Below are 24,966 nucleotides of genomic sequence, written 5' to 3' on the forward strand. Positions count from 1 at the left end.
AAACGTGACCCTGTCGGTTAAATAATCAAAGAACGGAATGCGCAGCCCATTGTTCAAGCAATGTCTGGTAGGGCTTAATAAAGTTCTCTTCGGTGAACTTACCCTGCTCAACGGCCAGCTGGCTACGTTCTTCGCGGTCGTAAACAATACGGGTTAAAGAGTAATCCTGATGATTCAGGTCCGGCTGATAACATTTTCCTGCCGCTGAGTTGGCGTTATAGATTTCAGGCCGGTAAATCTTCTGGAACGTCTCCATCGTGCTGATGGTGCCGATCAGCTCAAGGTTGCTGTAGTCGGCCAGCAGGTCGCCGCTAAAATAGAAGGCGAGGGGCGCGACGCTATTCAGCGGCATAAAATAGCGAACCTGCAGCCCCATTTTGGCAAAGTAGCGGTCGGTTAAAGAGGGCTGGTCTTGCTGATATTCGACGCCCAGCACCGGATGATGGTTATTGGTTCGGTGATAAACGTTTTTGCTGGACACGCTCAGGCAGATAACCGGCGGCTTTTGCAGACACTCTTTATAGGCCGCCGATGCTACGAACCCTTTGAAAATGGCGCCGTGCAGATCGCCAAAATCCTCAGGAAGGGTGAATTCCGCCTTATTTTTATTGTGCTCAAAGAGCCGAACGCTGAAATCGTAATCGCGCACGTAAGAAGAGAAGTTATTGCCTGGAATACCTTCGATACGCTGGCTGGTTTTGCGGTCGATGATCGTCGGTTTTAATATTTCAATCACTGGAAAGCTTGCGCGCTGGCCTTCCGTCGCAATGGTCATTTCAGCGGAAATAATATCAACCTCGACGGCATAGCGATCGCTGTTCGGGTTATCCCACTGCGCCAGCGAGTTAAAACGGTTATTAATCATCGCCAGCGCGTTGCGCAGATTCTGCTGGCGTTTATCGCCTCGGGCCAAATTGGCAAAGTTAGTGGTGATGCGCGTATTTTCCGAAGGATTATAATTTTCGTCGAAACGAAGCGTTTTAATCGCAAAATTGAAGGGTTGCGTCATTTTAATCTGGCATCCTAATTCGTGATGGAGAAACTGGCGTTAATGCTTGCTTTTCAGGATATCCCGATTTGTTAAGCTGCTATCGTGCTCACAACTTTTCGCGTTACCAATACTTAACATCCATGTATCTTTTATGCCCGAGTTGGGACTCAACGAAAAGTGATATAAATTCAAAGAACATGAGAGAATTTCATGATGCTGGCGCAGATGAGAAAAAATGATGCCTTCGCCCTGTGCATAAGAAAACCTTTAGGAGCGGTCAGACACCTTAGTCACCTTTACCCACACGTCCGGTAAAGCTCAGTGCCGCATACCGGACAGGGAAAATCCAGGCTTCGATCAGGGCGCGACCTCAAATTCCATCTGGTTATGCGCCAGGGTTTTATGCTCACCATCGACGATGCGCGCTGTTACGCGCAGCGTGCCAGCACGTGACGGTGTCACCGGCAGCTCAACCGCTTTTTTACCGCTGTCGGCGGCGATATCGACCGGCTGCTCGCCCTGCGCCAGCACGCTGTCGCCCTGGACGATGCGCCACTGCAGCTGGCTGCCAGGATAAGCGACCGCCAGATCGTTGATGGTCCACAGGTTGATTTGTCCCGGCTGGCCCGCCTTCCAGTCAAGCCTGTTGGGCTCTATCGACGGCAGCAGCGGCTGATAGGCGCGCTGCATCGCAAAGTAGCCCGCCTTCGGCTGGCGCAAATAGTCCACAACGCCCCAGTTTGCCGAGGGCCAGGTCTCTACAAACATAAACTGAAACAGCGCGGTGACCGGCTGAAAGCGCTGACGCCGGTAGCTTTCCGCAGCGATAGCGACCAGCTGCGCCTGATAGCGCTGGGTATTGGCGATAAAACTCTGAATAGTGTCGCCACGTGAAATTTTCGCGTTCTGAAAGGTCTGGATAGGCTGAAAATTGTGATACTTCCAGCGTACCCACCCGGGGTCGCCCGGCTGGGTGGTGGCAGGCCAAAGCTCACCGCGCGGAATAAAGGTGCGCAGCGTGGCGAGCCGGGGCAGCGCCTGGGCGCCAAACTCGGTGATGGTGGCGGTTTTCGCCGGCTCCAGCAGGTTCGCCAGCGAGCCGAAATACCAGCCTGCCCAGTAGTGCTCTTCAACGGCGGAGAAGGGATGCACAATGCGGCTGGTGTCCTGCGCCAGCGTATCGGCAACGCGCTGCATCAGGTTGCGGTTGAGATCCTTATGCCAGTCGGGAAAGCGCTTGCCCATCCACGGCGAGTTGAAAGGCGGTTCGTTTTGCCCGCCCCAGACCACCACGGCAGGCGAGTTGCCGAACTGCTCCACCATCTCCTGCGTCTGCCTGACCGCGTTATCGGCGAAGGCGGCCGTATCGTTATAGCCCCACTGCAGCGGCACATCCTGCCAGATCATCAGCCCGCGCTCGTCCGCCGCCTGGTAGAGCGCACGGCTCGCCACATGCCCATGCACGCGAATGGCGTTGGCGTTCATCCGCTCCACCATATCGAAATCGCGCGCGTAGCGCGCTTTGGTCATGGTGCTGAGCCAGGGCGAGCCGATATAGTTGGTGCCGCGAATAAACAGCCGCTGGCCGTTGACCAGCCAGCCCTGATTTTGCGGTTGCTCGACCACCTGACGCAGTCCGGTGCGGCTGCTGCGCTGGTCAAGCACGCCCTGGTCGTCGCGCAGCCTGACCTGTACCTGATAAAGATTGGGCTTGCCGTAGCCCTTCGGCCACCAGAGCTGCGCCTTTGGCATCGGCAGCGTGACGGCGATGCGCTGCGTCGCGTCGCCGCTCGGCTGCAGCGTCACGGCCTGCGAGAGACGATAGGTCTCGCCGCTGAAATTATCGGGCCGGGCGGTAAGTTCCAGCCTCGCCGCTTTCGCCGCCGGGGCGCGATAGACGAACTCGACGCGCAGGCGCGGCTGCGTCAGCCCCTGCGACCAGTCGGGCCTGAGGATCAGGTTATCGATCGCCACGCTGCGGCTGAGGCGCAATCTCACCGGCGACCAGATGCCGCCGGAGTTGGCGTCCTGCCCCTGCGGCGACCAGGCGCCGCCAGGCCGGGAGTCGTGCTGATTCAGAATGCCTTTCATCAGGTTTTTGCGCAGCGGCCAGTTCTTTTGCGGATCTTCAAACGGGCTGTCGACGCGCACCGCCAGCCGGTTATAGCGCGTCAGCGCATCGGTAATATCGACGGCGAAGCGCTGAAAATAGCCTTCATGCCGCGCCAGTTTTTTGCCGTTAAGCCAGACGTCGGCGAAGTAATCGACGCCGTCGAACTCCAGCGTCGCCAGCCGATCGGCGGCCGGTTTACGCAGCGAAAATTCGGTGCGGTACCAGAGCGCGCCCTGATGATCCCAGCCGGCGCTGTACCAGTTTGCCGGCACGCGCAGCTTGCGCCACTTTTGATCGCTGCCGCGCCAGCCGACAAAATCGGCATCGTTGGCGTCGTGGGCGCGCCATTCGCCCGCCAGCGACCAGCTTTGCGGAGGCGAAAGCGGCGCGGCGTACAGCGGCGCGCCAATCAAGACGCTTAGCGCCAGGGCGTAACGCATCATAGCTTCTCCTGCAGATGGCGAAGTTGAGTGAAGAGCGCATCTGACTGCTGCTCAAGTTCGGTGATTAAAGCCGCGCTTTCCAGCTGCGCCTCATCGCGGGCCGACTCCTCCAGCGCCTGTAAATAGCGCGTGAAGGCGTCAAAGCCAAAGGTTGAGGCTTCGCCGCGCAGCTTGTGCGCCAGGCGGCGTATGCGCGTCATATCCTGCTCGCAGAGCGCGCTTTTTAGCTGCGCAATCATCTCCGGCAGCCCGTCGGCAAACAGCGCCAGCAGTTCGCTCAGCAGCGCGTCGTCCAGGCCGAGTCGTGCCGCCAGCGTCTGCCGATCGGGCGGCGGCGAGGGCGTGGCGGACGGCGAGGGCGTCGGCAGGGTGACCACGCGCAGGATCTCGTCGTTCAGCGACTCCAGACTCACCGGTTTGGACAAATAGCCATCAAAGCCGTGCTGCAGGCAGAACTCTTTATCACCCTTCATGGCGTGGGCGGTCATGGCAATAATGCGCTGATGCGCCCGGCCAGGACGGCTCGCTTCGCGCTCGCGGATAAGACGCGTCGCCTGCTCGCCATCCAGTTCCGGCATCTGCAAATCCATCAGGATAAGATCCCAGCTCGCCTGATCCAGCTGCTCCAGCACTTCGAGGCCGTTGCCCACCATGGCAAACTGATGGCCAAGCCGCGTCAGGAAATGCGCGGCCAGCTTCTGGTTCACCAGGTTATCCTCAGCCAGCAGAATGCGCAGCGGCCGCTCCGTCCCCGTGTCGAGCTCGCGCAGCGGCGGCAGCGGGGCGACGGCGCGGGCGGGCTGCTGCGTCAGCGCCTGTCTGATGACGTCATACAGCTCGCGCTGGTCCACAGGCTTGCCGAGAAAATAGTTCACGCCGATGCGGGCGAGCTGATCGGCATCCATCACGCGGCTCATTGAGCTGAGCATAATGATCTGGCTCTCCGCCAGCGCGGGCGACGCCTTGATCTCCTGCGCCAGCGTCATGCCGTCTTTTTCCGGCATCTGCGCATCCAGCAGGATGAGCGAGAAGCCGGGATGCGCCTCCAGAATCGCCAGCGCCTCGTCGGCGCTGGCCGCCAGGCTCGGCAGCAGCCCCATATTGCGCAGCATATCGCTCATGATATGGCGGTTGGTGGCGTTATCGTCCACCACCAGCACGGGCACGCTGACGAAGCGCGGCGAACTCTTCAGCGCGTCGCTGACCGGCTGGTGCGGCACGGGCAGGGTAAAACTGAAGACGCTGCCTTTACCCGGTTCACTCTGCACGCTCAGCTCGCCGCCCAGGATCTCCACCAGCCGTGCCGAAATGGTCAGCCCCAGCCCGGTGCCGCCATATTTGCGCGTCGTCGAGGTATCCGCCTGGCTGAAGGATTCAAAAATCAGCTGCTGCTTGTCTGCGGGAATGCCGATGCCGGTGTCGCGCACCTGGAAGCGCAGCCGGTTGCTCTGCGCGTCGCGGCGCACGGAGAGTTCAACCTCGCCGGATGGGGTAAACTTCAGCGCATTGCTGGCCAGATTGGTCAACACCTGCCGCAGCCGCACGCTGTCCGCCGTCAGCAGATCGGGCACGTCCGGCGCGACGTTGACCAGCAGCTCGACGCTCTTTTCTGAGGCCGTGGGCATCAGCGGCCGCATCAGCGCATGCAGGAAGCCGCGCAGCTGAAACTCCTCCTCGTCCAGCTCGATCTTGCCCGCCTCAATCTTGGAGTAATCGAGAATATCGTTGATCACGCGCAGCAGCGTATGGGCCGAGTGGTAGACCAGCGTCATATACTCGCGCTGCTCGGCGGTGAGCTGAGTATCCAGGCAGAGCTGGGTCATGCCGAGAATGCCGTTCATCGGCGTGCGTATTTCGTGGCTCATATTGGCGAGAAAAATACTCTTCGCCTCGTTCGCGGCCCGCGCGGCGGCCAGCGCCTGCAACGAAAGCTGCTCCGCCTCTTTGCGTTTGGTGATGTCCTGCAGCGTGCCGATGACGCGCGCGGTTTCGCCGCTAAAGGTGACGCTCGCCACCTGGCCGGAAAGCAGCATCCAGCGGTAGTTTCCGTTACGGTGTAACAGACGGATTTCGCTCTCGAATACCGGCAGCTGCTGGTTGCTGGCGCTGGAGAAGAGCTGCTGCAGCGGCTCGCGGTCGTCGGGATGCAGCAGCGTATCAAGGAAGCTGGCGCTGTAGTGCCAGGTCTCGCGCGGGTAGCCCAGCATATTGAGCAGCGCGTCGTTGACCTGCAGCAGATCTTTTTCCTGCTGCCAGTCCCAGATGCCGATCTGGGTAGACTCCGCCGCCAGCACGAAGTCGGCGTGCAGCTGGTTGCGCGACTCGCTGATCGGTTCGAAGCCCGTGATGTCGATATGCAGGCTGACAATGCCGCCTTCTGGCGTGCGGTTGTGCTGCACAAAGACCTGCCGGTTGCCGATACGGCGCATCTCGCTGTGATTATCCAGGCGGCAGCGGCTGACCAGGTTATCAATCATCGCCTGGCGGCTCTGCTGATTTTCTGTCATATAGGCGGAAGCGATAAACTCCTCGACCAGCTGCGTCAGCGTGATGCCAAGGCGAATACGCGCTTCTATGCCGGGATAGAAGCGCGCCACCTGCTTGTTGAAGGCGATCAGGCGCTCCTGGTCGTCATACATCAGCACTGCCGCGCGTAGCGAATCGAGCGCTTTAGGAAGCTGGCTTTCAGGCATGACGCCTCCTCAATCAGGGCTACCGCGCTGGGCGGCGGCGTTAACAGGAAAACAGCGGTTCGGCGTGGTGAAGGGATCGGCCAGCTGCCGACGGAAATAGCTCTGCTCGCCCAGCTGGCTGTCGCGCAGCAGCGCGCCCATATTGGCCTTAAACAGCAGCGCCTCCAGCACCATCGCATTGGTGGTGAGCGTAATGGCGCGGTTGTAGTCGCCGGTCGCCTCAACGCGTCCTTCAAACCAGCCGCGCTGCGCATCGTTCTGCCGCTGGGTCATCGCCATCAGCGCATCGGTGAAGGGCGTTTGCCACAGCGCCCAGAGCCCGAAAACGGCGCGGGTCGACACCTGCGCAAGGCGCGGCACCCATTTGCCGTCGTCAGCCAGCGTGTTCCAGGCATAGCCGTTGGCGAAAAGGGTGTCGTTAACGTGCCAGGGCGGCGCGGAGATAGTGAAATCGCTGCGGGCGGTCAGGATATTTTTCTGCTGCCAGCGCATCTCCTGCACGCGGTAGACGTTGCTGGCGCGCTGGCGCTGCAGCGTGACGATCTCGCGATCGGCGCCGGGCAGCGTCCAGGCGTACTCCATACCGCTCAGCACGTAGGGCGTGGTGGTGATCGCAGCGGGCGTCCAGGTGGTGCGTGGATCGCGCGCATCGACATCGAGCGCCAGCCCGTCGATGATCACATGCTGCGACGGCGGGCGCAGCGACTGATCGTTGGCGAAGCCCCAGAGACCGAATCCCGCCGCGCTGTATTCGCTGTCGCCAAGTCGGCCTTCCGCCTGCGGCGTCAGTTTCCCATTGCGCATCTGCCCGGCGTAAAGCTGTCCTTTGTCATCCACCACGCGACAGAAGTCCCAGCGCAGGATCACGCGCTCCAGATATTCGCTGTACTGGGGATGAAACGACGCTACGATGCGCAGCGCCATCATCAGCCGCGCCATATCTTTCGCCGACCAGCCGATGACCTGCGGCGTGTTGGCGTAGCCCACCATCGCGACGCTGGTGGCGTTGTAGAGCAGATTCGGCACGTTCGCCGAGGTGAGCGGCAGCCGGTTCAGGGTGCCCAGGATCAGCGTCAGGCGGCGATCGAAAGCGTCGTCGTCGATCAGATCGAGCTGGCGCGCCGCCGTAAGGGCGATCAGGGTGTCGCCCATTTGCCACAGGCTGACCACCGGTCGCTTATCGCTGCCGTTCACCAGCCCGGTTTGCGGCTGCGCGTTGTTCTCGAAGTAGCGCCAGGCGATGGTCGCCCAGCGTCGCTCCTGATCGTTAAGCGCGCCCAGCCGCGCGGTGGTGTGCCAGCCGCCGTTGACCAGCCAGCGCCAGCCTGCCGCCTGGTTCCAGGCGAGCAGGCCAGCCACCAGCGCGAGCGCCAGCAGCAGCGCGAGAAGGAGACGAATTACTGTTTTAGGCATGTCGTCGCCACCGGCGGTAACTTAACGGGCGCCTGGCTGTCGCAGCGCGCGCATTTGCAGGCCTGACACGACGGGGCGCTGCGCACGGCGGTGCCGCTCTGCTCGCACCAGTTTTTAATGCCTGGCGTGACGTTAAGGAACGGGCGATTGCGCGGCGTGTTGTTAGGGTCAAAGATATCGACCAGCCGTTTCTCCCACATTGAGGGCGCATAGCTGGCCTTACGCGGATCGTTGCTGTTGAAGCGCAGCAGCTTGCCCTCTTTCTTGAACAGCAGCGCCTCCATCATGATGCCGTTGTTGTTAGCGGTGAACTCTTTGATCGGCCCGTCGCCATTTTCATACAAACCTTCGTAATAGCCTTTGCCCTGTTCATCGGCGTTTTCGATGGTGTCGAACAGGCGGTCGGTATAGGGGGAGTCCCACAGCACCCACATGCCGAGCGCCGCCTTAAGCGAAACCGCCGCGACGTTGGGCACATACTGGCCTTTGTCGGTAATGGTGTTCCAGTTGTAGCCGTCGCTAAACACGGTGTCGTAAACGAAGTACGGGGATTTATCGAGCTGATGCTCCGAGCGCGCCGTGAGCGTCCTGGTGATCATGTAGCGGTTTTCCTGTGCCTGATAGACGCGGTCGGCGAAGTTTTTCATCCACAGATGGCTAAAGTCGCGCGCATCGTTATCGCGGTCGTCAGCGTTGTCCCAGCCCATTTCCAGGCCGTGCAGCAGGTAGGATTCGGTGACGACGTAGTTGTGCTGGTTGGTCATGCGCGGATCGCGCGTGTCGTAGGGCACCAGCACGCAGTATATATCCGCCAGCGCGTAAGGCTCAGGACGGCTCGCCTGGCAGGTGGTAAAGCCCCACAGCTGGTAGCCCGCCGCGGCGTACTCCTCATAGCCGAGTCGGCCTTCCTGCACGTACTGCGGCTGTTTTTTGCCGTCGAGATAGGCGCCGTAGAGCGTGCCGCAGTCATCCACCACATGGGTGAAATCCCAGCCCAGCACCACGTTGTCGATGTTGTTGCCGTGCTCGGGATAGCGCTCTTTGATGATTTTCAGCCAGAGCAGCATGCGGCCGATATCAATGGCGGAAAAACCGATCTCGCCCGGTTTGTTCAGGTAGTCTACTTTCTGGCCGGTAATGGTATTGTACGCCTTATTGGGCACCTGATTCTGGAACAGCACCAGTTTGTTCAGCGTCGCCATAAACTGCAGCAGACGCCGGTCAAACTCCGCCTTATCGATAATGCCAAGCTCGCGCGCCGCCGTGAGCGCCGCCAGATAAGAGGCGCTGTCCCACATGGTGGTGGAAGGGTATTTATTTACCGCGTTCACCAGGCCGGTCGTAGGCTGCGTGTTGGCCACAAAATAGGCCCAGGCGTTTTTCGCCACCGCCATTTCGCGCTCGGTCAGTTCGCCGTGACGCACCTTGTAATCAGATGCCGGCAGGCTGACCGCCGCCTGCATCGCAGGCGCCAGAAGCAGCAGCGCAGCCAGCAGGGCAGCGAGGCCGGAACGGCGAAGCCATAAAGATCTCATTTCGTTGTTACTCCTTGTTGCTGCGGCTGCTTAGCGGGTAAAGGGGCGGCGAGACAGCCCAGGCAAAGAAGCTGGCCGTGGGCAATATAGGAGAGGCTCTCCAGCACCATCGCGTTGGTATCCGCATCGATCGCGGCGTTGACCGAGCCGTCGGCGTTGAAGCCTGCTTTCCAGCCCTTGCCAGGTTCAATCATCGGCAGCATCCCTTTGCGCAGCGCCTCGCTCCAGCGGTTGCGGAACAGCGCATACCAGGCGAAGGCGGAACGGGTTGAGGTCAGGGCGCGGCTGGCGAGCGTTTCGCTGGCGCTGTCGTTAATGTTCTGAATAGGCAGCGGCTGGCTGCCGGGCAGCGCGCCGACAAAGTCGGGCGCCTGCTCGGCATAGTCGCTGTTGATCTCGCCCGCGTCAGACGGCGTGCCGGTGCGGTTCTGGACGATCTGCATAATGCGCCAGGTAATTTCGCCGCTGCGCGCGTCGAAACCCTGCTCCAGCCCGGTCAGCAGATAAGGCATGCTGATCAGGGACGGCTGCTTGCCCCAGGGCGTGCGTAGTCCCTCATCAGGCACCGCGTGCCCGTCGATCTCCACCAGCTTCAGCCCGTCCGGCGGCTGACTGACCGCCAGGCCGGCGGAGGCGTTAATCAGCCGCAGCACGCTGCCTGCATACAGGCGATAGCCGTAGCTGCCGCGCGGATCGTCGGTGCGGATGACCCAGCGGTTGACCGGCAAACTGGCGCCCTGTGGCCCGCTGCTTTTCAGCAGCCCCGCGAGCTGCCAGTGCGAAAGCAGCTGATTGACCGCCGCCGCATGCTGCGGATAGCGCCACAGCAGGATTTGCAGCGGCATCAGCAGGCGGCCCATATCGATGGCCGAACCCGCATTTTCGTCCGCAGACGGCAGAGGTTCCAGAGTGTCAGCGTGGTAAAAGGCGGCGGGCAAACCGTCCGGCTTCAGCGGCAGCGCGTCTAACGCCGCCAGCGCCGAGCCGATGCGATCGTCGAACTCGGCGTCGGGAATGATGGCGAGCTGCCTGGCGGCGATAGCCGCGAGCAGATAGCTGCCGGTGCTCCACAGGCTGAGCCAGGGCTTATCCGCCTCGGCGCTCACCAGCCCGTTGGTCTGCGTGTTGTTAACAAAATATTGCCAGGCGATACGCGCCCACACCGCCTCGTCAAAGGTAAGTTCGCGCTGCTCAGGCAAGGGCGGGAACGACTTGCTCAGCACGATACCGTCCGTGGTTTCGACCCGCGTCGGCATCTGCCGCTCGACCCACAGTACGATGGCGAAGCCGATTAAAAAGCCGATCAGAATCGTGAGATAGCTGCGCGCGCTGTAAATGCCCGATTTCAGGCTCATTCCGCTTCCGCCTCCTGCGTAGCCGGCGGCGTCCACATCGCCGCCATAATCATTGGCATCATGGCGGCGATATTGACCGCGCCCCAGAAGATATTAATCACGTAGCCCGACGGGTCGTCGACGTTGCCGCGCGCCACCTGAATGCCGCCCCAGATCAGGCCGAGCAGCGTCAGCGCCACAATTGCCAGCTGCGGCTTCACCAGATAGAGAAAGCGCCCCGACTGCCGCTCTTTGGGCGTCACGTGAAACTTCACCTTCTCGCCGCGCAGCACGGTACTCAGGGCGCGCAGGTTGACGGAGAAAAAGGCGAGATAGGATGAGCGACCGTCCCAGGCGGAGATGCCCCAGGTGCCGAACATAAACGCCAGTTCCGACACGATGAAAAAAGGCAGGAAGTGCAGGTAAAAGGGCGTCGAGTAAGCGGACACCGGCGGAATGCCGGTAAAGAGATAGATCAGCGGCGAGATCAGAAATACGGTGTTCCAGATGCAGGCGAGATAGGACCAGAAGGTGGTGCCGTACATCAGCGTCTGCCCGAGGCTGAGGGTAAAGCGGCGGCGGCTGAAAATCTTGTCGTGGAACAGAATATCCAGCGAACCCGCCGCATATTTAAAGCGCTGGATCATCCAGGTAAGCAGATCCTGCGGCGACAGCATTTTCGACTCGATGCCGGGATGCATCACCGAACGCCAGCGCCGCCCGCTGTCGCCGTGCAGCACGATAGAGGTGTAGATATCTTCCGAGACGTGAAATTTGTAGGGCGTCAGCTCGATATCGGCGATCACGTGCGGGCGCATTGCCTGACTCAGCGTGGCGCGCATCTCTTCGTCGCGAATGTCGCGGGTGTGGCGCGCAATCTCCTCTTCGACGCTGAATACGTAGCTGCGCAAGGCCGCCTGCATCACCGCTTCACGGCGATGAACCGACGCCGCGCCGCAGCAAAATGCGGCGTTCGCCCAGTTGCGGCGGCGCAGGATAACATCATAGAACATGCGCGGATCGTTGAAAAAAGGATCGCTGCCGACCGTCAGTCGCCCGAAAATCCCCTCTGCGGCGCGGCCGAACAGGTAGCCCGGCAGGCCGGCACGGCGGCGCAGCCAGTCGGCGAAACGCTCGCCCTCAGGCAGATCGTAGAACCACTGCGGCGTCTGCACCCAGGCGACGTCGGGATCGCGAAAATAGCCCAGCGTATTGGCCAGCAGCGTGGGGAAGACGCGGGTATCCGCATCGCAAATCACCAGAAAGTCGCCGTCGGTCTGCTCCATGCCGTTGCGGATATTGCCCGCCTTAAAGCCGATATTGTTTTCACGCGTGATGTAGTTCACCCCTTCCTCCTGGCACACCGCGCGCATTTCAGGCCGCCGACCGTCATCCAGCACGTGGATGGCGAGGTCGAGGGGCGTGGGATAGGTCAGCTTAAGCGCGTCCCGAATCGAAAGACGCACCAGCTCGGGATCCTCGGAGTAGGTGGCGATAAAGAGATCGACCTTCGGGGGACGCGCATCGGTGCGGTCCTGCTCCAGCAGGCACTGGTTAATCTCCTCGGGCGGCGGCGGACAGGCGGGATCCTTGACCTGCCAGATATTGATGGTGAACAGCAGCGTGCCGACCCAGGCGAGCGTCTCCGCCAGCGCCAGCGGAATGGCATACCAGAGCGCGTCCATGTTAAGCGACTCCATCCAGCGCCAGCGGATGTAATTCGCCCCCAGAATCAGCCCGGCCACAGCCAGCACCTGCCAGATCCGCATGACCCACAGCGGCGTATGGAGCGGGGCGGGCGGACGTCGATGTTCAAAGCGTGAAAAGTAATAATCCATGGCGTCTCGGTTCAATGGCGAATGCGTTGTTGATTATCTTTTCACCTGGCGGTAACGGTTAATGCATTAGATTACTAAATAGTTATTATTAAGGTATTTTTATATTTATAGCGGAGCAAGAATGTATAAAGGTTAACCAACTTATTGCCTGAATCTCCCTGACATTTTATATAGTATTAAATTACAGCCATTTACAAGGTAATTAAGAATTTTTTCATTTCAGCGTGACTTAAACAGCAACAGCGCTAAACTTCTTCTTACAGAGTAACAATCTAATTCATTTAACTAAGAAATATCATTCCATCATTCACGGTAATCATTTATGGCGGATGTGGCGGTTGAGCCTAAAACGGTAAGCGTTGACTGGCGCGCGTGGCGCTATGCGGTGCCCGGAAAGCGCGATCTGCGCGTCGATATGCTGCGAGGCATCGCGCTGGTGATGATGGTGGTGGCGCACACTGAGCTCCTGTCGCTGGTGAATATTTTTACCTGGGAGCGCTTCGGCCTGACCACCGGCGCCGAAGGTTTTGTCATTTTGTCGGGCTTTATGCTGGGCATGCTCAACCGCCAGCGGCTGCAAAAAGAGGTGCTGCTGACGGTAGGCTGGACGCTGTGGCGGCGCGCCGGAAAAATTTATCTGGTCAATCTGACCATCATCGGTCTGATGCTGCTGCTGTCGCATATTCCCTACGTCAATACCTTTGAAGTCACCCACTTCGTCGATCGCTACTCCGGCACCGTCTGGTCGCTGTTTCCTGCCACGCCGCAGATCAAGGAGACCTGGTTCAATATCATTCTCTACCTGCAAATTGGACCGCATCAGACGCAGATCCTCGGCCTCTATATCTGCCTGCTGCTGGTCAGCCCGCTATTTCTGGCGCTGCTGAAGGGGCGTCGCCCAGGCTGGCTGCTGCTCGCGTCGCTGGCAGGCTACGTCAGCTATCATCTCTGGCCGACGCGACTGACGGTGGCGGAATTTGAATTCGCCTTCCCGCTGCTTGCCTGGCAGTTTATCTATGTGCTGGGCATGTGCTGCGGCTGGTATAAAGATGAACTGATGTCGCTGGCCCGCACGCCGGGCGGCTATGTTGTGATGGGCGTAATGGTGATCTATGCGCTGATCATGATGTTTGTCGCGCAGAATCATACCAATCCTTTTATGCCCTCATTCCTGCTGCTGCATGTGATTCCGCCCGCCGATTTCAACTGGTTTTACTACCACCTCGCCAGCAAAAACGCCCTGGGTCCCTGTCGCGTGCTGAACGACTTCAGCCTGATGCTGCTGGTTTATCTGGTGCTAACTTTCTGCTGGCGTCCCATCGAGCGCGCCGTCGGCTGGTTTCTTATCCCGCTCGGACAGCACTCGCTTTATACCTTTATCCTGCACGTTTTCGTGGTGATGGCGGTTAGCCAGTTCGTGGACTTCGACCTCTGGCACCAGGCGTGGATACGCAACACGCTGATTCATCTTGCCGCGCTTGGGGTGCTGTGGTGGATGGCGAAAAAAGAGATTGGCGGGCGTTTTATCCCTAATTAAGCGAGGAGTGCGGCATGGTTTTCCCGGGGCTTTCGGCCAGAGGAGCAGGATGGCTGACTATCGCGTTCGCCGCAGGCGCGGCAGCGCCTGCTTATGCCGTTGCGGCCGACAGCGAAACGGTTTCGGCCCACGAAGAGCCGATTCAGGCAGGGGTATTTACCAGCCGCTGGGGCCGGCTCTTTTCCGGCAACAAAGATAAATTTTCCAGCGCGCTCAGCTTCTCAAGCGGGCTGAAAGAGCAGTGGATCACCATTCCTAACGGCGAGACATCGGCGCAGCAAAAAAAGAAAATCAATCAGCTGGTGAACCTCAGCCTGCAATATTCTCCCTACAGCTTCTGGTTCGCTAACGTCACGCTGCGCGCTCCCATTACCGATTTCGATAAATACACCACCGATTTTCGTTACAGCTTCGGCTATGACGACTGGCACCCCAATACTTTTAGCCTGGTCTACAGCAACTATGGCGATAACCACCTGTTTCCTTCCGGAAATTCGCGCTTTACCTATTTCGAACAGGGCGCCTTTACCTTCGCCTACAAATTTTCGCTGCCGAAGGCGCTGGAGAAGCATCTGCTGATCAACAAAGGGGACGCGCTTACCTGCCAGGTCGGCGTCAGCTGGGTGCCGCGCTACTATTCGCTGGCGGATAACGATCTGCGCGCCAATAAGCAGGTTGGCCTGGGCGGTTGCGGCTACACCTTTAAGCAGCACTTTTTTATCCGCGCCACCGCCTTCTGGTTTCCGCACGCTGAACAGCAGCAGCCGTGGAACGGCGACTACAGCTACAGCTTTGGCTACGCCGGCTATACGCCCGGCTCCTTTTCACTCCAGTACAGCAACTATAGCGGCACGCGCTTTCCCGGCCGCGGCAGCGCCAACGCGAAGTTTCGCGAGGGCACCATCTCGCTTATCTGGTTTCTTCCTTTCTGAGGTTTTTTATGGACGCGCTACCGCCTCAATCCGTGCTCATCGTCGACGACGCGCTGCTTTACCGGCGACTGCTGGCTGGCCTGCTGCGGCAGTGGGGCTATCAGGTTTTCGAAGCGGAGAACGGCGAGCAGGCGCTGACGCTGCTGGCGCAGGAGACGGTCAGCCTGGTGATCAGCGACTGGGAAATGCCGGTGATGGATGGCCTGACGCTGTGTCGCGAAATCCGCCAGCAGCGACAGGATCGTTATATCTACATTATCGTGCTCACCGCGCGCGACAGCGTAGAGGATCTGCGCGTCGGTTTCGCCGCGGGTGCGGACGACTTTTTACGCAAGCCGGTTAACCAGGTTGAGCTGCAGGCGCGCCTGCACGCAGGCGAGCGCATCCTGCAGCTGGAGGGAACGCTGGCCAGCAGAAACCGCCGACTCAGCGAGGCGCTGACGCAGATCCAGCAGGATTTGCAGGCGGCTGCCACGCTGCAGCACAGTATTCTGCCGCCGCACCACCTGCGCCAGGGCGACTATTTTGCCGACTGGCTCTTTATGCCCTCAGCCTGGGTCTCCGGCGATCTCTTTCATCTCTTTCCTCTCGATGACAAAGCCGTTGGCTTTTACTGCGTCGACGTCGCCGGACACGGCGTAACGGCGGCGATGATGTCGGTGGCGGTAGCGCGCCAGTTTCTGCACGGCCGTACGGTCGACCCCTTTCTGTTCAACGGCGCGGCCGTGACGCCGCCGTCGCAGGTGGTGCGCATTTTGAATGCGCGCTTCTGCGCTCAGCATCCCGAGGTCACCAGCTATTTCACGCTGGTGTATGGCGTAATCGATCGTCATAGCGGCCAAGGGCGGCTCTGCCAGGCGGGCCACCCTACGCCGTTTATCGTCGGCAACAGAGGCGCGGTGCGCGAAATCGGCGGGGGCGGCCCGCCGGTCGGGCTGCTTGAGCACCTCGACTGGGATGAGTACGCCTTTCACCTGGCGCCAGGCGAGCGACTCTGTCTCTACAGCGACGGCATCAGCGAGTGCGAAAACGCCGAGCAGCAGATGTTCGGCGCCGCGCGACTGGAGGCGCTGGTGGCTTCGCTGCATAGCCACTCCATTGAAGCGCTGCTGGCGGCGGTAGAGCAGTCGCTGAATCAGTGGCGCGGCAAGGCGACAGACGAAGCTGCGTCAGCGGCGGATGATATTTCCCTGCTGGTAATTGAACGGCAGCAGGGCTTAACGGGAGAAACCAATGAAATTTGAAACTGAAAAGATCGACAAGGCTTTACTCTTCACGCCGGTGGTGCGTCGCCTGGACGCCTCCGTCGCGCTGCGCTTTAAGGAGGCGGTAGCGGGGCTGATCCAGCAGGGCGAAACCGCGCTGATCCTCGACTTTTCGCGCGTGGATTTTATCGACAGCAGCTGTCTGGGCGCGCTGATCTCGCTGCTGAAATCACTGAGCGGCAAGGGTCAGCTGGTGCTTTGCGCGCTCAACGCCAATATCAAAGCGATGTTTGCGCTGACGCGCATGGATCGGGTGTTTACCCTCTGTGCCGACCGCAGCGAGGCGCTTGCCGCGATCAATGAAGGAGGTTGACCTATGTCCGAACACGCCCAGGAAAAAGCGCTACGGCTGCCCGCCACCATTAACAGCCTGACCACGCTCGGCGTCGCGCTGCGTCAGTTTCTCTCTTCGCTGCCGGTGAGCGAGGCCTGGATCTATCCGCTTGACCTGGCCTTATGCGAGGCGGCGAGCAATATTATTCGTCACGGCTACCATGACGACGCCTCGGCGTGTTATCAGGTTTCTTTTAGCCACGACGGCCGCGCGGTCACGGTGAAACTTTGTGACAGCGGCGTGCCGGTGCCGGAGGAGAAGCGTCAGCCGCCAGTAATGGATCCCGACGCGCCGCTGACGCTGGAGAGCCTGAGCGAGGGCGGACGCGGCATGCAGCTTATTTTTTCAGGCGTGGACCAGGTCAGCTACCATCAGGGGAAAACGGAAAACCAGCTGACCCTGGTGAAAGCGCTGCCTTAAGCGTTCTGCGCTGGAAAGGCCGACATTCTCGCTGCATCAGTTACTGCGCTGAAAGCGTTGATGCATCTAAAGCCAGCGCTGTTAGCCCTTAGAGTTATTATCGATAGCAGGCGGACCAAACAGCATTTCCTGTGCGGATTTATTTAAAATTGCCAGATATTCCTTTGTTCCTGTTGCTTGATCTCGTTTTAATATGCTGCCCAAAAATAAAGCTCGTAAGAGGGACGATTATTGGAGTGAAAAAACCCCGATATTTCATAAACGATTAGAGCTCGTCTCTCTGCCTGTAATTAGCGCAAGATCAATTTCTTTGATACCTTCCAATGTATAATCCTTGAATGTAATATTCTCCTTTAATCGAGCTCGTTAATTAACCAGCATCCCTTTCGGTAAAAAAAAGGATTTAATATCAATCAGCATGGAGTGCTTATGTACAGCAACAAGGAAGTCATTAGTTACCTTCAGGCAAATAGCATCCTCGCAGTAAAGCTTGACCATGCAGTTTCTGCTGTTGGTCAGCAAGTCAGAAATCAGATTGACACGTCAGGGAAAGGAGCAGTCCGCCTGCTGTTTTATACATCCTGCTTTACGGATGAATATAACGACGTTTGCCAGCAGCAAAAGAGGGAAGATATCCGTTTCAGGGATGCCGCTTATAAGGTAATACGCGAGGGCGATGTAGCCTTTGAGATGCTCCGCATCTATTTCGAAGAAATTTTCAAATATAAAACCTATGAACAGTTAGAAAAGATCAGGCAGTTTCTGATGGCTATCAACATCCATATCGCCGCCAGTGCGCTTAGTAGCGCTGGATTTACGTTAGCAGTCGCTGGCAGCGTTCGTATCGGATTAAATCTCAGCCTCGAATTAAGCGCTCTTGCCGGCACATGGGCCTCCCGTGGCATTGCCGCTGTTGGAGTCTATGGCGTTATACAGAAAGCGGCAGACAGTGCTCGCCGTCTTCATATTCAGTTACCTGCCTGTTATTCTGCGCTTTATGCACAAGGGCTCGAAATGTTGTATTTTCTTATTGAGCCAGTATTCCAAAAAGCGGGCGCCATCGAAGCACAGTGGGCATCAGATAACGACATTGCGCGTATGATAAGCAAGATGATCCAGTAGCCATGATTAAGCATATCAAACGCTTTTTACGATGGCAGGGGCGATTTTTCTTTTCGGTTTATGGCCCAACCGTGTTAACTATCGTTTTTGCTTTGGTTCAAGCCCATTTCTTCCCTGGCAGCCCAGTCTCGCCAATTGGTGTTTTTTTTATAGTATTAATGTTTGTGTTTAACCGATATGTAAAATAGTAAAACATTAGTTAGTAAAAGAGTTTGACCAAACGACACCGGTTCTGTATCGCGCCTACTACAGTTTCACCTTATCTGGCGCCTAATGGCTTGAACAGCCCCCACCTGGAAACGCTCGAACTGCGCCATGAGGCAATCACCCCGAAATATAATGAAGTGAATATTATCTACCGTGTTTCATGGAGCGACCGTTGTTGTGCCTGATAACAAAAGCGTCAAAGGAGGCGAATGCCCCCTTTAGCACTAATACTAAGAAGGAATTTTCAGCGTTTTGATGTAAAAACACCTTACTTATCTGGCTGAAACAGCTTCTGCACAAAATCAATATAGGCCGGGCGCCACACATCCATTTCATGCCCCAGTTTAGGGTAGCTGTGCCAGTCGCTGCGGATGCCGCGCTGATCGAGCTGCGCCTTCAGCCCGGTCATATCGCGTCCGGTGATAATGTCCTCTTCGCCGCTCACCAGCGTTAGCAGCTTAAGCTGACGATTGATCGCCGCGGGCTTCTTCAACTGCGCCGCCACGCGAAAGTCAGGCACCGTTTCAGTGGTCACACCGCTGAAAATCCCCAGCCAGGCGAACCTGTCCAGGTGACGCATGCCGCTGACCAGCGCCTGATAGCCGCCCTGAGAAAGGCCCGCCAGCGCCTGGCTGCTGGCATCCTTGCGCACCGGATAGCGCGCGGCCACCAGCGGCATAATCTCCTCCATCAGCTCTTTGTCTGCCGCCTGCGCGTTACGCGGATAAAAAACTTCGCGGCGGGTGGCGGGCGCGAAGCTCTCCGGTATTGCGCCCTCGGCGTCGGTTTCGGTGTCCGGCATCACCACCAGCATCGGCACGATTTTCCCCTCGGCGAGCAGATTGTCCATAATCTGCGGCACGCGTCCCTGGGTTAGCACCGACATGCCGGTGTCGCCAAAGCCGTGATAGTAGTAGAGCACCGGCAGCGGGGGTGAATCGGCACGCGTGCCTGGCGGCACCCAGACGGCGATGCGTCGCTCGCGCTTCAGCGACGGGGAATGCCACGTCAGGGTGTGGATCTCGCCGTGCGGCACCGCGCGCTCGTCCAGCAGGCTGCCTGGCGCGAGGATCAGGCTGGTATTAACCTGCCGCTGCGGTTTCGCCAGCGCGCTGCCGGTGTCGACGCTGCGGAAACCGTCCACGTTAAAAAAGTATTCATATAAGCTGGGCTGCAGCGGTTCGCTGGTAAAAGACCAGATGCCCCGATCGTTTTTGGTCATGGGGTGCGAGACGTAACGATCGGGCGTCGGCCCGGTCACGACTTCGACCGCTTTGGCGGCGGGCGCCCATAACTGCCACGTTATCGTGTTGTTAGCGTTAACGTGGCTAATATACTCTTCCGGCGGAAGGGTGTCGGGCGGACGCTGGGGCAATGGAATCGCCAGCGGCGACTGACTCCATGCCGCCAGCGTCACACCAAGAAAAAGGCAGCGAAAATTCATCAGATATCCTTAACAGAATGCAGGTGCGTTAAGTGTGGCATAAGCTGAGAAAATTGAGCTACCCCGCATGCATTTTGCTGCCTGATTCTCGCGTTCCTAGCTGAGATCGCGGCCGTTGCTGGCGATCACTTTTTTATACCACCAGAACGATTTTTTCCGCGAGCGCGCCAGCGTGCCGCGTCCTAAATCATCCCGATCGACATAAACGAAGCCGTAGCGCTTGCTCATCTCGCCGGTGGAGGCGGCGACCAGGTCGATGCAGCCCCAGGTGGTATAGCCCATCACCGGCACGCCGTCGTCGATCGCCTGCGCCATCGCCCGGATATGCTCGCGCAGATAGCTGATGCGGTAGTCATCGTTGATGCTGCCGTCCGCCTCCACCGTATCCTGTGCGCCCAGGCCGTTTTCTACCAGAAACAGCGGCTTCTGATAGCGGTCATACATCATGTTCATGGTGATGCGCAGACCCAGCGGATCGATGCCCCAGCCCCAGTCGCTGCGTTTGATATAGGGATTGGTCAGCGACTTCACCACGTTGGCGGCGCTGCTGTTCTGCTCGTTCATCTCCGCTGAGGCGCAGCGTGACGCGTAATAGCTGAACGACACAAAGTCGACACTGTTTTTCAATATCTCCACGTCGTCGCTCGCCATCTCAATAGCAACGTCTTTCTCGCGGAACAGACGGGCGGCATAGGATGGATAGGCGCCTCTGGCCTGCACATCAATAAAGAAAAGATTCTCGCGATCCTTCTCCAGCGCCGCCCAGACATCTTCCGGCTTGCAGGACCAGGGATAAAAGTTGCCGCCCGCCAGCATACAGCCGACCTGGTTAGCCGGGTTGACCTCGTGGGCAATCCGGGTGGCCAGCGCGCTGGCTACCAGCTCGTGGTGCGCCGCCTGATACTTCACCTGATCCTGATTCTCGCCCGCCTCGAATGCCAGACCCGCGCCCGAAAAAGGGCTGTGCAACAGGATGTTGATCTCATTGAAGGTGAGCCAGTATTTCACCAGCCCGTCGAATGCCTCAAAGCAGGTGCGCGCATAGCGGGCGAAGAAATCGATCATTTTGCGGTTGCGCCACGAGCCATACTCTATGACCAGATGCATCGGCACGTCAAAATGACACAGCGTAACCAGAGGCTCGATACCGTACTTTTGACACTCCTCGAAGAGGCTGCGGTAAAAGGCGACGCCTTCGGGGTTGGGCTCGCGCTCATCGCCGCGCGGATAGAGGCGGCTCCAGGCGATAGAGGTGCGGAACACCGTAAAGCCCATCTCCGCCATCAGCGCGATATCCTCTTTATAGCGGTGATAAAAATCGATCGCCTCATGGCTCGGATAGTATTCGTCTTCGCGCAGCGCAAAGCGCTTTTCTAACCCCAGCTTAACCGGCATGCGCGCGGCGCCGTGCGGGATCATATCCACCGTCGTCAGGCCTTTCCCGCCTTCACGATAGCCGCCTTCAGACTGATTCGCGGCGAGTGCGCCACCCCATAGAAAACCTGCTGGAAATGTCAGTTCCGACATAAATTACCTCAATGATGGACTGCTGCCTTAACGGGCTTAATCGCGTCGGATGGCGTGGGCGAGGCGCTGGCCTCGGGCGCGCTTTCCGGAATATCTTCAAAACCTAAAATCAACGTCAAAATAAAAGAGAGCACCACGGAGAGCACCATCACCGCCACCACCCAGACGATGCTCATCGTATTGGCGGGATCGAAAAACTGCACGCTGGTAAAGAGTCCCGGCGACGCCATCGAGTGGCTGGCGAGCCCGCCGACCCCGGCGACCGCGCCGCAGACAAAGCCGCTGATCAGACAGGCGACCAGCGGACGCTTTAGACGCACCGCCACGCCATAGAGCGCCGGTTCGGAGATGCCCGCCACAATGGTGGAGGCGGCGGCGGCGAGGGCGGTCTGGCGCAGCTCGCGGTTTTTGGTCTTGAAAGCGACCGCCAGCGAAGAGCCGCCCAGCGACAGGTTGGCGCCGATCTCCGACGGCATCACCATGCCCTCTTTGCCAGTTTCCGCGATGGTCTGAATAATGGTCGGGGTAAAGACGCGATGCATGCCGGTCATCACCAGCAGCGGCCAGAGCGCGCCCATAATCGCCACCGAGAGCCAGCCGAGATAGCCGTGTACGGTATAAACCAGCGCGGAAATGCCGCTGCCGATCCAGATGCCGAGCGGGCCAATCAGCAGAATGGCAATCGGCGCGGCGACCAGCACAATCAGCATCGGCTTCAGGAAGTTTTTCGTCACGGCTGGCGTAATGCGGTCGATGATGCGTTCGATATGCGACAGGATCCAGGTCATCACCAGCGCCGGGATCACCGTGTAGGTATATTTCACCGGCGTCACCGGGATCGACGCAAAGTCGACCGCCTGGCCCTGCGCCGCTTTTGCCATCAAATCGATAAAGCCGGGGTGCAGCAGCACGCCTGCAATGGCGATCGCCAGCGACATATTGGTTTTGAACTTCAGAGAGGCTGAGGCGGCGACCATCACCGGCAGGAAGAAGAAGGCGCCGTCGCCAATTACCGTCAGGATAGTCAGCGTCGAGGAGCCTTTCGGCAGCACGCCGCTCATTTCGAGCACCATCGCCAGCAGCTTCACCATCGAGCCGCCGATAATGGCCGGGATCAGCGGCGACATGGTGCCCACCAGCGCATCGAGAATGCCGGCGCCGATGCTTCTCAGGGTGATCTTACGCTTCACCGCCGTGCCGCCTGAGGCGGCTGGCGTACCAAGTTCCAGGATCGCCTGATAGGCCTTGCCGACGTTGTTGCCGATAATGACCTGGCACTGGGTGTCGTTGTTGACCACGCCCATCACGCCCGGCAGCGCTTTGAGCGCGGCGCTGTCGATCAGGGCGCGATCTTTTACCACAAACCGCAAACGGGTCATGCAGTGGGTGACCGCCTCAATATTCTGCATGCCGCCCAGCGACTGTACGATGGCGCGAGAGACTTCTGCATAAGGATTAGGCATAGTTTTGCGTCTCTGTTGTTATGAGTAGGATATTTTTTTCCGGCGACCTGCTGTTGTAGGGACAGAGTGCGCGCTGATTCGCCCAGCGTTAAGACGCACCATAGGAAACCGGTTTCACAAAATCATGAACAGTTGCAAAATTGATAACAAGACAGCAGAAGCGGTTATTTTTCAAACTGTGATTAACATCACTTACTGGATTAATGCTTGTCGAGCGGCACCTGCGGTTAAGTAGACTGCTCATCTGACTGAGGGAGAAGGGAAAATTATGGCCACCATACTTGAGGTTGCGAGACGGGCGGGGGTATCAAAAGCCACGGTGTCCAGAGTGCTGTCGGGCAATGGCTATGTCAGTCAGGAGACGCGGGAAAAGGTGATGCAGGCGGTGGCCGAAACGGAGTTTCGTCCTAACTTGCTGGCGCGCAATCTGTCGGTAAAATCGACCCAGACCATCGGGCTGGTGGTAACCAACACCCTCTACAGCGGCAACTACTTTTCCGAGCTGATGTCGCATTCGGCGCGCATGCTGGAACAGCAGGGCCGCCAGCTTATTCTGGCGGACGGCAAGCACAGCGCGGCGCAGGAGCGGGCGGCGATCGACTTTCTGCTCGATCTGCGCTGCGACGGCATCATCATCTATCCGCGCTTTCTTACCATCGACGAAATGGACGAGATCGTCGCGCAGCACAAACAGCCGGTGCTGGTGGTAAACCGACGCCTGCGTCAGCACCACAGCTTCTGCATTTACGCCGATCAGAAGCGGATCGGCGCGATGGCGGTTCAGTCGCTTATCGATCTCGGCCATCGCGATATCGCCTTTATCACCGGCTCGCTCGATTCGCCGACCGGCCTGGAGCGCCTGGCCGGCTATAAGGCGGCGCTGGAGGAGAACACCATCCCGCTGCGCGAGGCGCTTATCGCGCAGGGGAACTGGCATGCGGAGAGCGGCGCGATGGCCACGTCTGCGCTGCTCGCCAGCGGCTGCGCCTTTAGCGCGCTGGTAGCCAGCAACGACGAGATGGCGATCGGCGCCATTCGCGCGCTGACCACGGCGCAGATCGCGGTGCCGACGCAGGTGTCGGTGCTGGGCTTTGACGATATTCCGCTCGCGCCCTTTACCGTGCCCGCGCTGTCCAGCGTCAAAATCCCTGTAACGGAAATGATTCAGGAGGCGATTGCGCGCCTGCTGGCGATGCTCGACGGAGGATGCTGGCAGGACGCCGAGGCGTTCGCTGCCAGCCTGTCGCTGCGGGAGTCGGTAGGGGCCGGCCCGTTTGCGCGCTAGCTGACGCTGGCGGTAAGCCAGCTTTTCAGCTGCGCCAGCTCCTCATGCTGTGCCGGGTACGCCGTTTGCAACCGCGCGACCGCAGCGGCCAGCGCATCGGGACGATAGGCGACGCCCTGTAGCTGCGCCGCCAGCGCCTCCAGCGGCGCAGGATTCAGGCTATCGCTAAAAATCTGACAGCGGCTAATTACGCCGCGTTCGACGTCAAAATGGATCTCCACGCCGCCCCAGGCAAAGCGGGTATCAAGCAGGTGAGAGAAGTCGGGCGAGTGGCCGAAGTTCCACTCCCAGCTGCTCTGGCGCGCAAACTGTTTGGCAAAACCAGGCAGGTCGGGCAGCGCCTGCGGCGAAATACGCTCTGGCTGGCAGCGCGCACCGTAGTAGTCGAAAAAGGATTCGGTGACGGCGTCACAAATGGCGGCGTAGGTTATCGCTGGCGCGATCTCCGCCAGATTCGCCACGCGCGAACGCACCGACGTAATGCCTTTGGTTTGCAGCTTTTTGATGTCCGGGTTGAGATAATCCGCCAGCCGCGACAGATCGGAATTGATTAAAAAAGTGCCATGATGGAAGCCGCGATCGGGGGTTTCATGGTAGGCGGAGCCGGAGATTTTGCGCACCTCCTCACCGCGCCTGACCACGATATCGTTGCGTCCCGACGCTTCGGCCGCGATCCCCAGCCTGCTCAGCGCCTGCAAGATGATGCCGGTCGAGACGCTCTTGTCATATTCCGGCTTGCCCGCCATAAAGGTAAAGCAGCAGTTGCCCAGGTCATGAAACACCGCGCCGCCGCCGCTGCTGCGTCGCGCCAGCTTAATGCCGTCCTGCGCCATGCGCCGCGTGTTGCACTCTTTCCAGGGGTTTTGCGCTCGGCCAATCACCACGGTTTCGGCGTTGCGCCAGAGAAACAACACCTTCTGGGTGGCGGGCATCTGCCGGTAAATACACTCCTCGACGGCGAGGTTAAACCAGGGATCGCTGGATTCCGAAAGCAGCAGGCGCAGCGTGGTCATCTCTTCTCCTTTAATAGTCAGCAAGGCGGGGAAGAAGTTTAACGCGCTTTGCCGCCG

Annotated in this window: 18 protein-coding genes and 1 pseudogene; 8 read left to right on the top strand and 11 right to left on the bottom strand. The window is 58.9% G+C overall.

All coding sequences use genetic code 11. The annotated features are described in order from the left end of the window. Positions 1 to 25: 25 nt before the first annotated feature. The 7 genes from Q9R34_RS11565 to Q9R34_RS11595 form a co-directional block, all read right to left on the bottom strand. Entirely contained in the window at positions 26 to 1,009 is a 984-nt protein-coding gene (locus Q9R34_RS11565) for a DUF1852 domain-containing protein (protein WP_485893812.1), read from the bottom strand. A 339-nt stretch (positions 1,010 to 1,348) separates the two neighbouring features. Further along, on the bottom strand, positions 1,349 to 3,547 hold the full coding sequence (locus Q9R34_RS11570; RefSeq protein WP_485893814.1) for a glycoside hydrolase family 2 protein: 2,199 nt from the start codon (positions 3,545 to 3,547) through the stop codon (positions 1,349 to 1,351). Next, positions 3,544 to 6,240, bottom strand: coding sequence for a response regulator (locus Q9R34_RS11575; protein ID WP_485893816.1), 2,697 nt, complete (start codon positions 6,238 to 6,240; stop codon positions 3,544 to 3,546). Before Q9R34_RS11575 ends, Q9R34_RS11570 begins: the two co-directional genes overlap by 4 nt. Positions 6,241 to 6,249: 9 nt before the next feature. Then, on the bottom strand, positions 6,250 to 7,653 hold the full coding sequence (locus Q9R34_RS11580; RefSeq protein ID WP_485893818.1) for a DUF3131 domain-containing protein: 1,404 nt from the start codon (positions 7,651 to 7,653) through the stop codon (positions 6,250 to 6,252). Beyond that, positions 7,638 to 9,188: a DUF3131 domain-containing protein gene (locus Q9R34_RS11585; RefSeq protein WP_485893819.1), complete on the bottom strand. Its 1,551-nt coding sequence runs from the start codon at positions 9,186 to 9,188 to the stop codon at positions 7,638 to 7,640. The genes Q9R34_RS11580 and Q9R34_RS11585 overlap by 16 nt, the downstream gene beginning before the upstream one ends. Next, complete coding sequence (locus Q9R34_RS11590; RefSeq protein WP_485893821.1) at positions 9,185 to 10,543, bottom strand: DUF3131 domain-containing protein; 1,359 nt, start codon at positions 10,541 to 10,543, stop codon at positions 9,185 to 9,187. The genes Q9R34_RS11585 and Q9R34_RS11590 overlap by 4 nt, the downstream gene beginning before the upstream one ends. Then, positions 10,540 to 12,360, bottom strand: coding sequence for a glycosyltransferase family 2 protein (locus Q9R34_RS11595; RefSeq protein WP_485893823.1), 1,821 nt, complete (start codon positions 12,358 to 12,360; stop codon positions 10,540 to 10,542). Before Q9R34_RS11595 ends, Q9R34_RS11590 begins: the two co-directional genes overlap by 4 nt. A gap of 322 nt (positions 12,361 to 12,682) precedes the next feature. Here Q9R34_RS11595 and opgC point away from each other — a divergent pair, with 322 nt between their 5' ends. The 7 genes and pseudogenes from opgC to Q9R34_RS11630 all read left to right on the top strand — a co-directional run. Beyond that, complete coding sequence (opgC, locus tag Q9R34_RS11600; RefSeq protein ID WP_485893825.1) at positions 12,683 to 13,897, top strand: OpgC domain-containing protein; 1,215 nt, start codon at positions 12,683 to 12,685, stop codon at positions 13,895 to 13,897. A gap of 14 nt (positions 13,898 to 13,911) precedes the next feature. Then, entirely contained in the window at positions 13,912 to 14,829 is a 918-nt protein-coding gene (locus tag Q9R34_RS11605; protein ID WP_485893827.1) for a hypothetical protein, read from the top strand. An 8-nt stretch (positions 14,830 to 14,837) separates the two neighbouring features. Next, the gene (locus tag Q9R34_RS11610) at positions 14,838 to 16,073 is read left to right on the top strand and encodes a PP2C family protein-serine/threonine phosphatase (RefSeq protein ID WP_485893829.1); all 1,236 of its coding nucleotides are present in this window, start codon (positions 14,838 to 14,840) and stop codon (positions 16,071 to 16,073) included. Then, entirely contained in the window at positions 16,063 to 16,407 is a 345-nt protein-coding gene (locus tag Q9R34_RS11615; RefSeq protein ID WP_434123772.1) for an STAS domain-containing protein, read from the top strand. The genes Q9R34_RS11610 and Q9R34_RS11615 overlap by 11 nt, the downstream gene beginning before the upstream one ends. Before the next feature lie 3 nt (positions 16,408 to 16,410). Next, the gene (locus tag Q9R34_RS11620) at positions 16,411 to 16,848 is read left to right on the top strand and encodes an ATP-binding protein (protein ID WP_434123773.1); all 438 of its coding nucleotides are present in this window, start codon (positions 16,411 to 16,413) and stop codon (positions 16,846 to 16,848) included. A 429-nt stretch (positions 16,849 to 17,277) separates the two neighbouring features. Next, the gene (locus Q9R34_RS11625; protein ID WP_485893831.1) at positions 17,278 to 17,970 is read left to right on the top strand and encodes a hypothetical protein; all 693 of its coding nucleotides are present in this window, start codon (positions 17,278 to 17,280) and stop codon (positions 17,968 to 17,970) included. A gap of 199 nt (positions 17,971 to 18,169) precedes the next feature. Then, positions 18,170 to 18,362, top strand: a pseudogene (locus Q9R34_RS11630) (type VI secretion system tube protein Hcp); the annotation flags it as partial. Between the two features lie 83 nt (positions 18,363 to 18,445). Here Q9R34_RS11630 and Q9R34_RS11635 read toward each other — a convergent pair. The 3 genes from Q9R34_RS11635 to ascF form a co-directional block, all read right to left on the bottom strand. Further along, on the bottom strand, positions 18,446 to 19,621 hold the full coding sequence (locus Q9R34_RS11635; protein ID WP_485893833.1) for an alpha/beta hydrolase-fold protein: 1,176 nt from the start codon (positions 19,619 to 19,621) through the stop codon (positions 18,446 to 18,448). Between the two features lie 96 nt (positions 19,622 to 19,717). Further along, entirely contained in the window at positions 19,718 to 21,148 is a 1,431-nt protein-coding gene (locus tag Q9R34_RS11640; RefSeq protein ID WP_485893835.1) for a 6-phospho-beta-glucosidase, read from the bottom strand. A gap of 8 nt (positions 21,149 to 21,156) precedes the next feature. Further along, on the bottom strand, positions 21,157 to 22,611 hold the full coding sequence (gene ascF, locus Q9R34_RS11645; protein ID WP_485893837.1) for a PTS cellobiose/arbutin/salicin transporter subunit IIBC: 1,455 nt from the start codon (positions 22,609 to 22,611) through the stop codon (positions 21,157 to 21,159). Positions 22,612 to 22,879: 268 nt separating this feature from the next. Here ascF and Q9R34_RS11650 point away from each other — a divergent pair, with 268 nt between their 5' ends. Beyond that, the gene (locus tag Q9R34_RS11650) at positions 22,880 to 23,896 is read left to right on the top strand and encodes a LacI family DNA-binding transcriptional regulator (RefSeq protein WP_485893839.1); all 1,017 of its coding nucleotides are present in this window, start codon (positions 22,880 to 22,882) and stop codon (positions 23,894 to 23,896) included. Here the strand turns inward: Q9R34_RS11650 and lplA are convergent. Further along, entirely contained in the window at positions 23,893 to 24,909 is a 1,017-nt protein-coding gene (gene lplA / locus Q9R34_RS11655; RefSeq protein WP_485893841.1) for a lipoate--protein ligase, read from the bottom strand. The two genes, Q9R34_RS11650 and lplA, sit on opposite strands and share 4 nt — an antisense overlap. Positions 24,910 to 24,966 lie beyond the last annotated feature (57 nt).

Source organism: Enterobacter sp. BRE11 (assembly GCF_031844285.1).
Classification (GTDB): Bacteria; Pseudomonadota; Gammaproteobacteria; order Enterobacterales; family Enterobacteriaceae; genus Pantoea.

What these genes read in the sequence shown, in the direction of transcription:
- Q9R34_RS11640 (WP_485893835.1), bottom strand. Translation starts at nt 21,148, where the DNA reads ATGTCGGAACTGACATTTCCAGCAGGTTTTCTATGGGGTGGCGCACTC.
- Q9R34_RS11570 (WP_485893814.1), bottom strand. Translation starts at nt 3,547, where the DNA reads ATGATGCGTTACGCCCTGGCGCTAAGCGTCTTGATTGGCGCGCCGCTG.
- ascF (WP_485893837.1), bottom strand. Translation starts at nt 22,611, where the DNA reads ATGCCTAATCCTTATGCAGAAGTCTCTCGCGCCATCGTACAGTCGCTG.
- Q9R34_RS11585 (WP_485893819.1), bottom strand. Translation starts at nt 9,188, where the DNA reads ATGAGATCTTTATGGCTTCGCCGTTCCGGCCTCGCTGCCCTGCTGGCT.
- Q9R34_RS11605 (WP_485893827.1), top strand. Translation starts at nt 13,912, where the DNA reads ATGGTTTTCCCGGGGCTTTCGGCCAGAGGAGCAGGATGGCTGACTATC.
- Q9R34_RS11575 (WP_485893816.1), bottom strand. Translation starts at nt 6,240, where the DNA reads ATGCCTGAAAGCCAGCTTCCTAAAGCGCTCGATTCGCTACGCGCGGCA.
- Q9R34_RS11625 (WP_485893831.1), top strand. Translation starts at nt 17,278, where the DNA reads ATGTACAGCAACAAGGAAGTCATTAGTTACCTTCAGGCAAATAGCATC.
- Q9R34_RS11620 (WP_434123773.1), top strand. Translation starts at nt 16,411, where the DNA reads ATGTCCGAACACGCCCAGGAAAAAGCGCTACGGCTGCCCGCCACCATT.
- Q9R34_RS11650 (WP_485893839.1), top strand. Translation starts at nt 22,880, where the DNA reads ATGGCCACCATACTTGAGGTTGCGAGACGGGCGGGGGTATCAAAAGCC.
- lplA (WP_485893841.1), bottom strand. Translation starts at nt 24,909, where the DNA reads ATGACCACGCTGCGCCTGCTGCTTTCGGAATCCAGCGATCCCTGGTTT.
- opgC (WP_485893825.1), top strand. Translation starts at nt 12,683, where the DNA reads ATGGCGGATGTGGCGGTTGAGCCTAAAACGGTAAGCGTTGACTGGCGC.
- Q9R34_RS11590 (WP_485893821.1), bottom strand. Translation starts at nt 10,543, where the DNA reads ATGAGCCTGAAATCGGGCATTTACAGCGCGCGCAGCTATCTCACGATT.
- Q9R34_RS11595 (WP_485893823.1), bottom strand. Translation starts at nt 12,360, where the DNA reads ATGGATTATTACTTTTCACGCTTTGAACATCGACGTCCGCCCGCCCCG.
- Q9R34_RS11610 (WP_485893829.1), top strand. Translation starts at nt 14,838, where the DNA reads ATGGACGCGCTACCGCCTCAATCCGTGCTCATCGTCGACGACGCGCTG.
- Q9R34_RS11635 (WP_485893833.1), bottom strand. Translation starts at nt 19,621, where the DNA reads ATGAATTTTCGCTGCCTTTTTCTTGGTGTGACGCTGGCGGCATGGAGT.
- Q9R34_RS11565 (WP_485893812.1), bottom strand. Translation starts at nt 1,009, where the DNA reads ATGACGCAACCCTTCAATTTTGCGATTAAAACGCTTCGTTTCGACGAA.
- Q9R34_RS11580 (WP_485893818.1), bottom strand. Translation starts at nt 7,653, where the DNA reads ATGCCTAAAACAGTAATTCGTCTCCTTCTCGCGCTGCTGCTGGCGCTC.
- Q9R34_RS11615 (WP_434123772.1), top strand. Translation starts at nt 16,063, where the DNA reads ATGAAATTTGAAACTGAAAAGATCGACAAGGCTTTACTCTTCACGCCG.